The organism is Streptomyces sp. NPDC086777 (assembly GCF_040702065.1).
GTDB lineage: Bacteria > Actinomycetota > Actinomycetes > Streptomycetales > Streptomycetaceae > Streptomyces.
In genome coordinates this window covers 1-14365 of record NZ_JBFBJI010000025.1, presented here as the reverse complement: position 1 = coordinate 14365, position 14365 = coordinate 1, and the positions used below count along the sequence as shown (strand labels likewise).

Annotated in this window: 11 protein-coding genes; 8 read left to right on the top strand and 3 right to left on the bottom strand. The window is 70.2% G+C overall.

The features are described 5' to 3' along the window. Positions 1 to 48 precede the first annotated feature (48 nt). Positions 49 to 1062 carry a LacI family DNA-binding transcriptional regulator gene (locus AB0472_RS30330; protein WP_366361018.1) on the bottom strand — a complete coding sequence of 338 codons (1014 nt, stop codon included), beginning with the start codon at positions 1060 to 1062 and terminating at the stop codon, positions 49 to 51. Positions 1063 to 1479: 417 nt separating this feature from the next. Between AB0472_RS30330 and AB0472_RS30325 the strand changes: the two genes are divergently transcribed. Next, positions 1480 to 3414: an acyl-CoA dehydrogenase family protein gene (locus tag AB0472_RS30325; protein WP_366361016.1), complete on the top strand. Its 1935-nt coding sequence runs from the start codon at positions 1480 to 1482 to the stop codon at positions 3412 to 3414. A 47-nt stretch (positions 3415 to 3461) separates the two neighbouring features. Here AB0472_RS30325 and AB0472_RS30320 read toward each other — a convergent pair whose 3' ends face one another. After that, positions 3462 to 3920 carry a lamin tail domain-containing protein gene (locus AB0472_RS30320; RefSeq protein ID WP_366361014.1) on the bottom strand — a complete coding sequence of 153 codons (459 nt, stop codon included), beginning with the start codon at positions 3918 to 3920 and terminating at the stop codon, positions 3462 to 3464. 190 nt (positions 3921 to 4110) lie between these two features. On the opposite strand from AB0472_RS30320, the gene dxr reads away from it, so the two are divergent. Together dxr and AB0472_RS30310 are read left to right on the top strand one after the other, a co-directional pair. After that, positions 4111 to 5382: a 1-deoxy-D-xylulose-5-phosphate reductoisomerase gene (dxr, locus tag AB0472_RS30315; RefSeq protein WP_366361012.1), complete on the top strand. Its 1272-nt coding sequence runs from the start codon at positions 4111 to 4113 to the stop codon at positions 5380 to 5382. 8 nt (positions 5383 to 5390) lie between these two features. Further along, positions 5391 to 6683 carry a site-2 protease family protein gene (locus AB0472_RS30310; RefSeq protein WP_366361186.1) on the top strand — a complete coding sequence of 431 codons (1293 nt, stop codon included), beginning with the start codon at positions 5391 to 5393 and terminating at the stop codon, positions 6681 to 6683. A 256-nt stretch (positions 6684 to 6939) separates the two neighbouring features. Here the strand turns inward: AB0472_RS30310 and AB0472_RS30305 are convergent, their stop codons facing one another. Next, positions 6940 to 7896, bottom strand: a complete 957-nt coding sequence (locus AB0472_RS30305; RefSeq protein ID WP_366361011.1) for a DUF2690 domain-containing protein — start codon at positions 7894 to 7896, stop codon at positions 6940 to 6942. 421 nt (positions 7897 to 8317) lie between these two features. On the opposite strand from AB0472_RS30305, the gene AB0472_RS30300 reads away from it, so the two are divergent. The 5 genes from AB0472_RS30300 to AB0472_RS30280 all read left to right on the top strand — a co-directional run bounded on the left by AB0472_RS30300 (position 8318) and on the right by AB0472_RS30280 (position 14297). Then, positions 8318 to 8860: a DUF2690 domain-containing protein gene (locus tag AB0472_RS30300; RefSeq protein WP_366361009.1), complete on the top strand. Its 543-nt coding sequence runs from the start codon at positions 8318 to 8320 to the stop codon at positions 8858 to 8860. A gap of 381 nt (positions 8861 to 9241) precedes the next feature. Further along, the gene (ispG, locus tag AB0472_RS30295) at positions 9242 to 10399 is read left to right on the top strand and encodes a flavodoxin-dependent (E)-4-hydroxy-3-methylbut-2-enyl-diphosphate synthase (protein WP_351492431.1); all 1158 of its coding nucleotides are present in this window, start codon (positions 9242 to 9244) and stop codon (positions 10397 to 10399) included. Between the two features lie 628 nt (positions 10400 to 11027). After that, positions 11028 to 11876 carry a GNAT family N-acetyltransferase gene (locus tag AB0472_RS30290; protein ID WP_366361007.1) on the top strand — a complete coding sequence of 283 codons (849 nt, stop codon included), beginning with the start codon at positions 11028 to 11030 and terminating at the stop codon, positions 11874 to 11876. 86 nt (positions 11877 to 11962) lie between these two features. Next, a complete protein-coding gene (locus tag AB0472_RS30285) occupies positions 11963 to 12493 on the top strand; it encodes a GNAT family N-acetyltransferase (protein ID WP_366361005.1) in 531 nt (176 codons plus the stop codon). Positions 12494 to 12590: 97 nt separating this feature from the next. Next, positions 12591 to 14297 carry a proline--tRNA ligase gene (locus AB0472_RS30280; protein WP_366361003.1) on the top strand — a complete coding sequence of 569 codons (1707 nt, stop codon included), beginning with the start codon at positions 12591 to 12593 and terminating at the stop codon, positions 14295 to 14297. Positions 14298 to 14365 lie beyond the last annotated feature (68 nt).

Sequence of the window (14365 nt, the reverse complement as noted above, 5' to 3'; positions counted from 1 at the left end):
GCAGACAGAGGGGTGCCCCTGGGAAGGCGCGGGGCACTGCAAAGGGGGTCAGGACCCGGTCGGCGCCGGTCCCGTGCTCGCCCGTACCGTCAACTCGGGTGCGATCAGCACGACTTCTTCGCTGCCCCGGCCGTCCAGCTTGGCGACCAGGTGCTCCACGGCGTACCGGCCCATCTCCTGGGCGGGGATGGCGACCGAGGTCAGCCGCACCGACGCCTGGACGGCGACCTGGTCCGGGCAGATCGCGACCACGGAGACGTCCTCCGGCACGGCCCGGCCCTGCTGGCGCAGCAGCGCGAGCAGCGGCTCCACCGCGGATTCGTTCTGGACGACGAAGCCCGTGGTGCCGGGGCGCTCGTCGAAGATCCGGGCCAGCGTGGCGGCCATCGCGTCGTACCCGCCCTCGCACGGCCGGTGCAGCACCCTCAGGCCCAGCTCCCGGGCCCGGGAGCGCAGTCCGTCCAGGGTGCGCTCGGCGAAGCCGGTGTGCCGCTCGTAGACGGCCGGGGCCTCGCCGATGACAGCGATGTCACGGTGACCGAGCTTCGCGAGGTGCTCCACGCACAGTGCGCCGGTCGCCCCGAAGTCGAGATCGACGCAGGTCAGCCCGGAGGTGGAGGCAGGCAGGCCGATGAGCACGGAGGGCTGGTCGGTCTGCCGCAGCAGCGGCAGCCGCTCGTCCTCCAGCTCCACGTCCATCAGGATCATGGCGTCGGCGAGCCCGCTGCCGGTGACCCGGCGCACCGCGTCCGGACCCTCCTCGCCGGTGAGCAGCAGGACGTCGTAGCCGTGCGCACGGGCCGTGGTGGCCACCGCGATCGCGATCTCCATCATCACCGGCACGTACATGTCCGTACGCAGCGGGATCATCAGCGCGATGATGTTCGACCGGCTGCTGGCCAGGGCGCGGGCGCCCGCGTTCGGGTGGTAGCCCAGCTCCCGGATGCTCTGCTCGACCCGCTGCCGGGTGATGGCGGAGATGGACCGCTTGCCGCTGAGGACATAGCTCACCGTGCTCGCCGAGACTCCGGCGTGCTGGGCGACCTCGGCGAGGGTGACCATCCAGCTCTCCCAGATGTGTGAAGCGCTTCGACAGTGCGCATTGCTGACGGGTGGCGAGTGAGGGTGGTTCGACAGTAGCTTCAGTGCGGGTGGGTGTCCATAGGTTGTCGAAGCGCTTCGACAACGAATTGCGGAGTGGTTCGGCAACGCGCCGCCCCGGCCGCGCTCACCGCGGCGCGCTGTCACCCCGGCGCGGGCCGCCGAGCCGAGCAGGAGGCGCGCCGCCTTCGGCGCCGTCGCGCCCGGCAAGTATGACCTGGGCGGCAGCGGCCGAGAAATGTGCCGGTGCGGTCGGTGCGTCAGCCGATCGGACCGCGAGGGCTGGTAGGTGCGGCCCGATTCGGGTACCAACGATCCAGTAGCACTGGTCGGTAACGAACGGTCCCAACAACCCCTTTCGTGGCGAGGTGAGCCTCAATGTCCGCCCCCACCACCAAGAAACCCACCGTCACCGAACGGGAGGCCCGCCAGGTGGCGGAGGCCGCCCGGGAACAGGACTGGCGCAAGCCCAGTTTCGCCAAGGAGCTGTTCCTCGGGCGCTTCCGGCTCGACCTCATCCACCCGCATCCGCTCCCGGCGGACGAGGACGTACAGCGCGGCGAGGAGTTCCTGGCCCGGCTGCGCGAGTTCTGCGAGACGAAGATCGACTCGGCGCTCATCGAGCGCGAGGCACGCATCCCCGACGAGGTGATCGCCGGCCTCAAGGAGCTCGGCGCCCTCGGCATGAAGATCGACACCAAGTACGGCGGCCTCGGCCTCACCCAGGTCTACTACAACCGGGCCCTCTCCCTGGTCGGCTCCGCGAACCCCGCGGTCGGCGCGCTGCTCTCCGCCCACCAGTCCATCGGCGTCCCGCAGCCGCTGAAGATCTTCGGCACCCAGGAGCAGAAGGACGCCTTCCTGCCCCGCTGCGCCCGCACCGACATCTCCGCGTTCCTGCTCACCGAGCCGGACGTCGGCTCGGACCCGGCCCGCCTGGCCACCACCGCCGTACCGGACGGGGACGACTACGTCCTCGACGGGGTGAAGCTCTGGACCACCAACGGCGTGGTCGCCGACCTCCTGGTCGTCATGGCCCGCGTCCCGAGGTCCGAGACGGGCAAGGGCGGCATCACGGCCTTCGTCGTCGAGGCCGACGCGCCGGGCATCACCGTCGAGAACCGCAACGCCTTCATGGGCCTGCGCGGCATCGAGAACGGCGTCACCCGCTTCCACCAGGTCAGGGTCCCCGCCGCCAACCGCATCGGCCCCGAGGGCGCGGGCCTCAAGATCGCCCTCACCACCCTCAACACGGGCCGCCTCTCCCTGCCCGCGATGTGCGTGGGCGCCGGCAAGTGGTGCCTGAAGATCGCCCGCGAGTGGTCGGCGGCCCGCGAGCAGTGGGGCAAGCCGGTCGCGCTGCACGAAGCCGTCGGCTCCAAGATCAGCTTCATCGCGGCGACCACCTTCGCCCTGGAGGCGGTCGTGGACCTGTCCTCCCAGATGGCCGACGAGAACCGCAACGACATCCGCATCGAGGCCGCCCTCGCCAAGCTCTACGGCTCCGAGATGGCCTGCCTGATGGCCGACGAGCTGGTCCAGATCCGCGGCGGCCGCGGCTTCGAGACGGCCGAGTCGCTGGCGGCCCGCGGCGAACGCGCCGTCCCCGCCGAGCAGCTCCTGCGCGACCTGCGCATCAACCGCATCTTCGAGGGCTCCACGGAGATCATGCACCTGCTGATCGCCCGCGAGGCCGTCGACGCCCACCTGTCGGTCGCCGGCGATCTCATCGACCCCGACAAGTCCCTCCAGGACAAGGCGAGGGCGGGCGCCAACGCTGGCGTCTTCTACGCCAAGTGGCTCCCGAAGCTGGTCGCGGGACCCGGTCAGCTCCCTACGTCGTACGGCGATTTCAAGCACGGCGTGGACCTCGCCCCGCACCTGCGCTACGTCGAACGGCACGCCCGCAAGCTGGCCCGCTCCACCTTCTACGCCATGTCCCGCTGGCAGGGCCGGATGGAGACCAAGCAGGGCTTCCTGGGCCGGGTCGTGGACATCGGCGCCGAACTGTTCGCCATGAGCGCGGCCTGCGTGCGCGCCGACCTGCTGCGCCGCCAGGGCGACCACGGCCGCGAGGCCTACCTGCTCGCCGACGCGTTCTGCCGGCAGGCCCGCATCCGCGTCGACGAGCTGTTCACCCGCCTCTGGTCGAACACCGACGACCTGGACCGCAAGGTCGTCAAGGCCGTGCTCGGCGGCTCCTTCGAATGGCTGGAGCAGGGGATCGTCGACCCGTCGGGCGAGGGTCCGTGGATCGCGGACGCGACCCCCGGACCCTCGCAGCGCGACAACGTCCGCCGCCCCTTCGAGTGAGGCCCTTTCGCCGGGGCCCCCTTCGGCGAGGTTGCTGAAGGAGCGATTCAGCAGTACTTGTCGCTCGGATCCCGCGTCGTCCAGGAGCAGGAGTCGACCTTGGCGCCACTCGCCCTGGTCAGCGTCGCCGTGTCGCTGGTGTTGTTCCACACGTAGGCGCGGCGGTTCTGGTACTTGTCCGACGCGGTGTCCGTGCCCCGGCCGGTGTGCACCTTCATCGTCTTGTGGGCGCCGATCTTGACGCTCTTGAAGACGTAGCGATGGTTCGACTTGTCCTTCAGGACCCAGCCCCCCAGTGAGACGGCCGAGCCGCCGGTGTTCTTGATCTGCACCCACTCGGCGTTGAGGCTGGCGTTGGAGCGGTTGTCGCTGCCCGGGCTGTCGAACCAGACGTGGTAAATGGTCACGCCCCCGGCCGCCTGGGCCGGGGTGCTGAACACGGTGCCGGTGAGCAGCGCGGCGCCCGCGAGTGCGGGCAGGGCGGCGCGTATGGACTTGGTGCGCATGAAGAGATCCCCCCAGGACGTCTTCCGGTCGGGCCGGTCATCCCCGCCGGCCCGACAGAAGTGTTATCACATGATCTTCACGTGAACCTCACAAAGGGAATTCCGCTCCATACGACGACAGGAACTGATAAGGCACCCGCCTGAGGGACGCGCTGTCCTCCCGGCCGCCGGATGCGGCCACAATGGGGGGATGACCGACAGTCCCGCCAGTCCGGCACCCCTCGCCGACCCGCACCTCGTGTACGACCCGCTCGTGGGCGACGGCCCGAAGGACGTGGTGATCCTCGGCTCCACCGGATCGATCGGCATCCAGGCCATCGACCTCGTCCTGCGCAACCCCGACCGCTTCCGGGTCACCGCGCTGTCCGCCCAGGGCGGCCGGATCGCCCTCCTCGCCGAGCAGGCCCACCGGCTGCGGGTGCGCACCGTCGCGGTCGCCCGCGAGGACGTCGTACCGGCGCTGCGCGAGGCGCTGACGGCGCTGTACGGCCCCGGCGAGCCGCTCCCCGAGATTCTCGCCGGACCCGACGCGGCCACCCACGTCGCCGCCTCCGACTGCCACACCGTCCTCAACGGCATCACCGGCTCCATCGGCCTCGCACCCACCCTCGCCGCCCTGGAGGCGGGCCGCACCCTCGCCCTCGCCAACAAGGAGTCGCTGATCGTCGGCGGCCCCCTGGTCAAGGCGCTCGCCAAGCCCGGCCAGATCATCCCGGTCGACTCCGAGCACGCGGCACTCTTCCAGTCGCTGGCGGCCGGGACCCGGGCCGACGTCCGCAAGCTGGTCGTCACGGCGTCCGGCGGCCCCTTCCGCGGCCGCACCAAGGCCGACCTGGCGAACGTCACCGTCGAGGACGCGCTCGCCCACCCGACCTGGGCGATGGGACCGGTCATCACGATCAACTCCGCCACCCTGGTCAACAAGGGGCTGGAAGTCATCGAGGCCCACCTCCTCTACGACATTCCCTTCGACCGCATTGAGGTGGTCGTGCACCCGCAGTCGTATGTCCACTCGATGGTCGAGTTCACGGACGGATCCACGATCGCGCAGGCGACGCCCCCCGACATGCGGGGGCCGATCGCCATCGGTCTCGGCTGGCCCGAACGGGTCCCGGACGCGGCGCCCGCCTTCGACTGGAGCAAGGCGTCCACCTGGGAGTTCTTCCCGCTGGACAACCAGGCCTTCCCGTCCGTGAACCTGGCCCGGCACGTCGGTGAGCTCGCGGGCACCGCGCCGGCGGTGTTCAATGCGGCCAACGAGGAGTGCGTCGAGGCCTTCCGGACCGGTCTGCTGCCCTTCAACGGCATCATGGAGACCGTGACCCGGGTGGTCGAGGAACACGGCACCCCCCGTACGGGAACTTCGCTCACCGTGCCGGACGTACTCGAAGCGGAGACCTGGGCGCGGATCCGGGCCCGGGAACTGACAGCGCAGAAGGCGACCGCGGAGGCGCGTGCATGACAGCCCTGATGATGATCCTCGGCATAGTCGTCTTCGTGATCGGCCTGCTGGTCTCGATCGCCTGGCACGAGCTGGGGCATCTCTCCACCGCCAAGCTCTTCGGCATCCGCGTCCCGCAGTACATGGTCGGCTTCGGCCCGACCATCTGGTCGCGGCGCAAGGGCGACACGGAGTACGGCATCAAGGCCGTACCGCTCGGCGGCTACATCCGCATGATCGGCATGTTCCCGCCGGGTGCCGACGGCCGGGTCACCGCCCGCTCCACCTCACCCTGGCGCAGCATGATCGAGGACGCCCGCTCGGCCGCCTTCGAGGAACTCCAGCCGGGCGACGACACCCGCCTCTTCTACACGCGCGCCCCCTGGAAGCGCGTGATCGTGATGTTCGCGGGCCCCTTCATGAACCTGGTCCTCGCGGTCGCGCTCTTCCTCACCGTCCTGATGGGCTTCGGCATCAGCCAGCAGACCACCACGGTCAGCTCGGTCTCCCAGTGCGTGATCGCCCAGAGCGAGAACCGCGACACCTGCAAGACGACCGACGCCGCCTCCCCGGCCGCCGCCGCGGGCCTGAAGGCCGGCGACAAGATCCTCTCCTTCAACGGCGTGCGGACGGACAGCTGGAACCAGCTCTCCGACCTGATCCGCTCCACCCCCGGCAAGGACGTCGCGATCGTCGTCGACCGCAAGGGCCAGGACGTCACCCTGCACGCGAAGATCGCCACCAACCAGGTCGCCAAGAAGGACTCCAGCGGCCAGATCGTCGAGGGTCAGTACGTCACCGCGGGCTTCCTCGGCTTCAGCGCCGCCACCGGCATCGTCCGCCAGGACTTCGGTGAATCGCTGACCTGGATGGGCGACCGGCTCGGCGAGGCCGTCGACTCCATCGCGAGCCTGCCCGGCAAGATCCCGGCCCTGTGGGACGCGGCCTTCGACGGCGCCCCCCGCCAGCCGGACTCCCCGATGGGCGTGGTCGGCGCGGCCCGCGTCGGCGGCGAGATCTTCACCCTGGACATCCCGCCCACCGAGCAACTGGCCATGGCCCTGATGCTGGTGGCCGGCTTCAACCTCTCCCTGTTCCTCTTCAACATGCTCCCGCTCCTCCCGCTGGACGGCGGCCACATCGCGGGCGCCCTGTGGGAGTCGCTGCGCCGCAGCCTGGCCAAGGTGCTGCGCCACCCCGACCCCGGTCCGTTCGACGTGGCGAAGCTGATGCCGGTGGCCTATGTGGTGGCCGGGGTGTTCGTCTGCTTCACGGTCCTCGTCCTCATCGCCGATGTGGTCAACCCCGTGCGCATCGGCTAACCAATCGATCCTCTTTCATCAGGCTTGCTGCGGTATCGCGCCTTTCACTCGTGCAGCTCACGCGAGTGAAAGGCGCGGCTTTCTCGTACGGCGGGTGCACGCACTCCGCACGCCTTCGCTGTTCACGGGTGACGTCGGCGGTGCGCCCACCCCCTGGGGCCGGCAGCGGCACCGCCTCCCCCCACGACCTGCCCCCGGCCGGCGCGGTCAAGTACCACCCGGGCAGGTGACGCGGCCGGGGGCGCGCGCAACCAGATCACTGTCCCGCTGTGGGTGCGGACGCCCTGCGGTCCGCCGAGAGGACGGGCAGACAGGGGGTTTGCCCGTCGGCAACCATGTTCTCGTTGGTCGCGTCGAATCGCGCACCGGCAATGGCGCAGCCGAGACCGGTCAGCAGGAGCCCGGAGTACGACTCGTCGACGTGTCCCATGCTCCAGGTCTCCTGGGTGGCGTCGGCCGGGCGCTGGGCCCACACGGTGGTGGAGCCGCCGGTGCTGTCTTTGAGATCCGTGTCGATCACGGGGGCGGGGTCGAAGCGGGCCCAAGCTCCCGCGCAGTGAAACGAGTAGCGCAGGGTCACCGTCCCGACCCGGGTTCCCTTGGCGAGCCTGTGGCCACCAAGGGTGAGCGGGCCCCGGAGCCGCACGGGGGCGACGGCCAGGTCCTCCGCGTCCTTTCCGCATCCGGCCAGCTGCGGATCGGTGCCGTCGGCCGGCGCCAGGGCCGTCTGCGGAGACGCACCGGTGTGGTGGAGGAACGAGATGGTTTGCGACAGGCCCATGCCGGTGGCGACCGCCGCGAGCACCAGCGCGATGACGGCTACCCGCCGGAGTCGCCCTCGCGGCGGAGCGTGCGCGAGGAGCGTGGAGTCCGTGTCGCTTCGCGTGGCGTTGAGTTCGGCGAAGTACATCGGAAGGCGGCTGCGCGGGACAACCACCAGGCCTGGATGACGACGGGCCAATTCCCTGCCCGGTGTATCGGTGCTCCGTTCGGCCTCTGCTCTCGCCAGCGCCCATCTCTTCTGCCAGTAGATCCAGTCCCCGCCGCATGCCCGCACGAACTCCCTGGTCACCGCTTCTGAAGGCAGCTTGCGGCCGGCCGCAGCCGCTGCCAGCGCGCTCTTGGCCACAGCACAGCGGCGCGCCATCTTCCAGAAAGGCAGGTCGCCGGCGAGGGACCGTAATGCGCGCAGTTCGCACGCAAAACTCTCCACCGGACCGCTTTCGGGTGATAAGGGGCGCATCCCTCGACCCATACTCAACCCCCCGCTACGAAAAAGTCTTTCGCCGACGCGGAACGTGTTTCAGTCTCTCGGTCCGCATCGAAACCGGGGGTGCAAGCGGCACCCCGACCCCGTCGTGGACAAACCTGCGAGAGCCATTGTCCACGGCACTTCCCGCTGGACAATCCCACCTCTACACCTGGCAGGGCACCCGCAGCGAGCGGGGCATGCCGCGGAGCGGCTCGGCTGCGGTGACGGGGTGCGACGAGCGGCCATGCGGTCGCTCGTCGCTCGAGTGATTCAGCGCGGCCCGCGCAAGAGAGTCGCCTTCGCGCGTCGCGGCAAGCCCGCACGCGCTGCCGCACCCGCTCCATCGGCCAACCGACATCATCCCCGGACACGGAGACACGCCATGGCCCGAAACCGCCACGCCGCCGCCCTCACAGCGGCCAGTCTCATATTCCTGACCACCGGCTTCGGCCTGTTCGCCGGCGCAAGCCAGGCCTCGGCTGCCGCTGCGAGCTGCGGTGGCAGCAGCTGCGTGGGCCACGACCCGCGTACCTACGGCTGCCCAGTGACGTCCACGACCACCGCCACGTACACCAGCGGCGCCGCGACCGTCACGCTGTACAACCGGTACTCCGGCACCTGCAACAGCAACTGGGCGGAAGCCGTCGAGAATACGGCGGCGCAGCAGGCCGGCTGGGGCGTCGACCTCTCGATCTTCGCCATGACCAGCAACCAGCCGAACGCCTCGGCGCTCCAGAAATCCTGCTTCCCCGGCCCGAGCAACACCGGCAGCAGCTGGGAAGAATGCAACGGGACCGAGTACTACGGCGCAACCGGATGGCCGGCGTGGACGGACATGGTCGACGGCCACTACTACACCTGGGCGCTGCTGAGCGTGTGGGACCGCTCGCACACCTTCCTCAAGCAGATCCAGGCCAACCAGTAGGACTCGGGCCGTCCCGCTCGCGTCAGGTTCGCCGCCAGGCTCCTGGTGCGGGTCGGTCCGGGTCCGTCACCAGCCCGGACCGGGTCCGGGACGTGATCCACGGCTTCGACGCCGATGGCCTCACCTCGCCATCCGCCCGGGACTGGACCCGGCCGCGCGGCCGACCGCGAAGGGCGGTCAGGGCACGGTTAACCCCGTGAAAATCTCGTAGCCACACAGCATTCGAAGCGGCTCGGAACACTGAGTTCCGGGCCGCTTCCATCGAGTGGGTTTACGGGTGGGGGATGTGCTCGGTCCGGTGCCGGTGCCGTAATCTCGAAGCCTGGAACCCGCTTACGACGGGACCTGGACCTAGATCCACGACTTGGGGTTGCACAGCAGATGACTGCGATTTCTCTCGGCATGCCGTCCGTTCCGACCAAGCTCGCCGAGCGCCGGAAGAGCCGGCAGATCCAGGTCGGCTCCGTGGCGGTCGGTGGGGACGCCCCGGTCTCGGTCCAGTCGATGACCACGACCCGTACGTCCGACATCGGCGCGACCCTCCAGCAGATCGCCGAGCTGACGGCGTCCGGCTGCCAGATCGTGCGGGTGGCCTGCCCCACCCAGGACGACGCCGACGCGCTCGCCACGATCGCCAGGAAGTCGCAGATCCCCGTCATCGCGGACATCCACTTCCAGCCGAAGTACGTCTTCGCGGCCATCGAGGCCGGCTGCGCCGCGGTCCGGGTGAACCCGGGCAACATCAAGCAGTTCGACGACAAGGTCAAGGAGATCGCGGCGGCCGCCAAGGACCACGGCACCCCGATCCGGATCGGCGTCAACGCGGGTTCGCTGGACCGCCGGCTGCTCCAGAAGTACGGCAAGGCGACCCCCGAGGCCCTGGTCGAGTCGGCGCTGTGGGAGGCGTCCCTCTTCGAGGAGCACGACTTCCGGGACATCAAGATCTCGGTCAAGCACAACGACCCGGTCGTGATGATCGAGGCGTACCGGCAGCTCGCCGCCCAGTGCGACTACCCGCTGCACCTCGGCGTCACCGAGGCGGGCCCGGCCTTCCAGGGCACGATCAAGTCGGCCGTCGCCTTCGGCGCCCTCCTCTCCCAGGGCATCGGCGACACGATCCGCGTCTCCCTCTCCGCGCCGCCGGTCGAGGAGGTCAAGGTCGGCAACCAGATCCTGGAGTCCCTCAACCTCAAGCAGCGCGGCCTGGAGATCGTCTCCTGCCCCTCCTGCGGGCGGGCCCAGGTCGACGTCTACAAGCTCGCCGAAGAGGTCACCGCCGGCCTCACCGGCATGGAGGTCCCGCTCCGCGTCGCCGTCATGGGCTGCGTCGTGAACGGCCCCGGCGAGGCCCGCGAGGCCGACCTCGGTGTCGCCTCCGGCAACGGCAAGGGGCAGATCTTCGTCAAGGGCGAGGTCATCAAGACGGTCCCGGAGTCGAAGATCGTGGAGACCCTCATCGAGGAGGCCATGAAGCTGGCCGAGCAGATGGAGGCGGACGGCACGGAGTCGGGCGAGCCGTCGGTGTCGGTGGCGGGCTGAGGCCGTCTGCGGGTGGCGGCCGGGTTTCTTCGCCCCCGCCGCCCCTACCCGTCCCGTCCTCAAGAGGCGCAGCCCCTGACACCCCCGCCCAGGGGCTCCGCCCCTGGACCCCGCTCCTCAAACGCCGGAGGGGCTGACTTCGCGGGCCGTTCTCGAACGCCGCGGCGGCGGTGGGGGCTGACGTCGCGGGCTTCCTTCTCGAACGCCGGGAAGGCGGCAGGGGCTGACGTCGTGGGCTTCGTTCTCGAAGGCCGCGGAGGTGGTGGGGGCTGGCGTCGTGGGCTTCATTCTCGAACGCTGCGGAGGTGGTGGGGGCTGACGTCGTGGGCTTCGTTCTCGAACGCCGGGAAGGCGGCAGGGGCTGACGTTGTGGGCTTCGTTCTCGAAGGCCGCGGAGGTGGTGGGGGCTGGCGTCGTGGGCTTTGTCCTTGGAGGCGGGAGGGGCTGGAAATCCAGCCCGTCCGGCGTTTGAGGACGAGGCCGGAGGCCGGAGCGGGGGGCTGGGGGCGGCGCCCCCAGGGACGGAACTCCAGGTGGCGGCCACTTCATGGGACGCGGGGCGGCACGGCCCAGCTTCCGCAGGTACAGTGCGGAGATCAGCAGAACCCATCAGCGTGAGGCCCCGCACGTGTTGACGCAGACCACCTCACGGGTGCTCGAACCGAGTGACCTGGACGCCGCGCTCGCCGTACTGGACCGCGAGCCGGTCGCGAACGCCTTCGTGACCTCGCGTGTCCAGGTGGCCGGCCTCGACCCCTGGCGCCTCGGCGGCGAGATGTGGGGCTGGTACGAGGACGGCATGCTCACGTCCCTCTGCTACGCCGGCGCCAACCTGGTCCCGATCTGTGCCACCCCCCGCGCCGTCCGCGCCTTCGCCGACCGGGCCCGCCGGGCCGGCCGCCGCTGCTCCTCGATCGTCGGCCCCGCCGAGGCCACCGCCCAGCTGTGGCGCCTCCTGGAACCGCACTGGGGCCCCGCCCGCGAGGTGCGCGGCCACCAGCCCCTGATGGTCACCGACCGCATGCCGGCCGACATCGCCCCGGATCCGTACGTCCGTCGCATCCGCAAGGACGAGATGGAGATGATCATGCCGGCCTGCGTGGCGATGTTCACGGAGGAGGTGGGCGTTTCCCCGCTGGCCGGCGACGGCGGCCTCCTCTACCAGGCGAGGGTCGCCGAACTCGTCGGCTCCGGACGTTCGTTCGCCCGGATCGACGACGAGGGCAAGGTCGTCTTCAAGGCGGAGATCGGCGCGGCCACGGCCGAGGCCTGCCAGATCCAGGGCGTGTGGGTCGCCCCGGAGTACCGGGGCATGGGCCTGGCGGCCCCCGGCATGGCGGCGGTCCTGCGCTACGCCCTGGCCGATGTCGCCCCCGTGGTGAGCCTCTACGTCAACGACTTCAACACGGCGGCCAGACGGACCTATCTGCGGGTGGGTTTCCAAGAGGTCGGCGCGTTCATGAGCGTTCTTTTTTAGGCCTACGTCCGGGTGGGGAACCGCGCGACCAGCCACACACAACCCGCACCCGGACGGCAGACCGGAACCCCCTGTACCCTCCCCACATGACCCTCGTGATCGGCCCCCTGGACCTCCCCTCCCACGTGGACGAGGCCCTGGCAGTCCAAGCGATCGCCTTCGGCCTGGGTCCCGACGAGGTAGCGGTCCGCCGCCAGATCGTCCTCCGCCACATGCAGTACCCGGGGGCAAGGGCCCTCGGGGCCACGGCCGAAGGCCGTCTCGTGGGGTTCGTCTACGGCATGCCGAACAGCCGGACCCACTGGTGGTCCACCGTCGTGGAGCCCTACCTCCGCGCCGAGGGCAACGCCGACTGGCTCGACGACTCCTTCGTGATCACCGAGCTGCACGTGCACCCCCGCCACCAGAACCACGGCGTCGGCCGCCGCCTGATCACGCTCATCACCGACGGCGCCGCCGAGCCCCGCTCGATCCTCTCCGCGATCGACACCGACAGCCCGGCCCGGGGCCTCTACCACTCCCTCGGCTACGTCGACCTCGCCCGCCAGGTGCATTTCCCCAGCGCCCCGAAGCCGTACGCCGTGATGGGCGCGCCCCTGCCGCTCCGCCGCAAGTAGCCCGTTGCAGCCTGTCGTCGCGAATCGATTTCCACCGGCACAGCGTGCCCGGCTAACCTCCTAGCCATCACCCTTTTCCGGCAGGAGTACGAGAACCATGGCGAACGCACCGGTCCAACGCATGTCCCAGTTGATGGCGAAGACGCTGCGTGACGACCCGGCGGACGCCGAGGTCCTCAGCCACAAGCTTCTCGTCCGCGCAGGCTACGTCCGCCGCACCGCCGCCGGGATCTGGTCCTGGCTGCCGCTCGGCCTGAAGGTGCTGTCGAACATCGAGCGGATCGTCCGCGAGGAGATGGACGCGATCGGCGCCCAGGAGGTGCTGCTGCCGGCCCTCCTGCCCCGGGAGCCGTACGAGGCGACCGGCCGCTGGGACGAGTACGGCCAGGAGCTGTTCCGTCTCCAGGACCGCAAGGGCGGCGACTACCTCCTCGGCCCCACCCACGAGGAGATCTTCACCCTGCTGGTGAAGGACCAGGCGTCCTCCTACAAGGACCTGCCGGTCATCCTCTACCAGATCCAGAACAAGTACCGGGACGAGGCCCGTCCGCGCGCGGGCATCCTGCGCGGCCGCGAGTTCCTGATGAAGGACTCCTACTCCTTCGACCTGGACGAGGACGGCCTCGCCAGGTCGTACGCCCTGCACCGCGAGGCCTACCGGCGGATCTTCGAGCGCCTCGGCCTGGACTACCGCATCGTCGCCGCCACGGCCGGCGCGATGGGCGGTTCGAAGTCGGAGGAGTTCCTGGCCCCGGCCGAGGCCGGCGAGGACACCTTCGCCGACTGCCCGAACTGCGACTTCGCGGCGAACACCGAGGCGATCTCGTACACGCTGAAGCCGGTCGACGCCTCCGGCGTGCCCGCGCTGGAGGAGATCCCGACCCCGGACACCCCGACCATCGAGACCCTCGCCGCCCACCTCGGTGTCCCGGCCTCCGCCACCCTGAAGAACCTGCTGGTGAAGGTCGACGGCGAGATCGTGGCGGTGGGCGTGCCGGGCGACCGCGAGGTCGACCTGGGCAAGGTCGAGGAGCACTTCGCCCCGGCCGCCGTCGAGCTGGTCACCGAGTCCGACTTCGCCGGCCGGCCCGACCTGGTCCGCGGCTATGTCGGCCCGCAGGGCCTCGGCGAGAAGGTCAGGTACATCGCCGACCCCCGGGTGGCCCCCGGCACCGCCTGGATCACCGGCGCCAACAAGGTGGGCACGCACGCCAGGAACGTCGTGGCGGACCGTGACTTCACCGTCGACGCGTACGTGGACGTCGTCGTCGTGCTGGAGGGCGACCCCTGCCCGAAGTGCGGCACCGGCCTCAAGCTGGACCGTGCCATCGAGATCGGCCACATCTTCCAGCTGGGCCAGAAGTACACCAACGCCCTGAAGCTCGACGTCCTCGGCCAGAACGGCAAGCCGGTCCGCGTGACCATGGGCTCCTACGGCATCGGCGTCTCCCGCGCCGTCGCGGCCCTCGCCGAGCAGACCGCCGACGAGCACGGCCTGGTCTGGTCGCGTGAGGTCGCCCCCGCCGACGTGCACGTCGTCGCGGCCGGCAAGGCCCTGCAGACCGAACTCGCCCTGGAGGTCTCGGAGAAGCTGCGGGCGGCCGGGCTGCGGGTCCTGGTCGACGACCGGGCCGGGGTCTCCCCGGGCGTGAAGTTCACCGACGCCGAACTCATCGGCGTACCGCAGATCCTGGTCGCCGGCCGCCGTTCCGGCGAGGGCGTCCTGGAGCTGAAGGACCGCAGGACGGGTGAGCGCGAGGAGCTCACGGTGGACGAGGCGATCACCCGCCTGACCGCCGGCTGATCCCCAACTCCCGCCGCGGGGGGGGGGGGGGGGGGGCGGCGGGGGGGCCGCGCCGGGGGGGTGGGTGA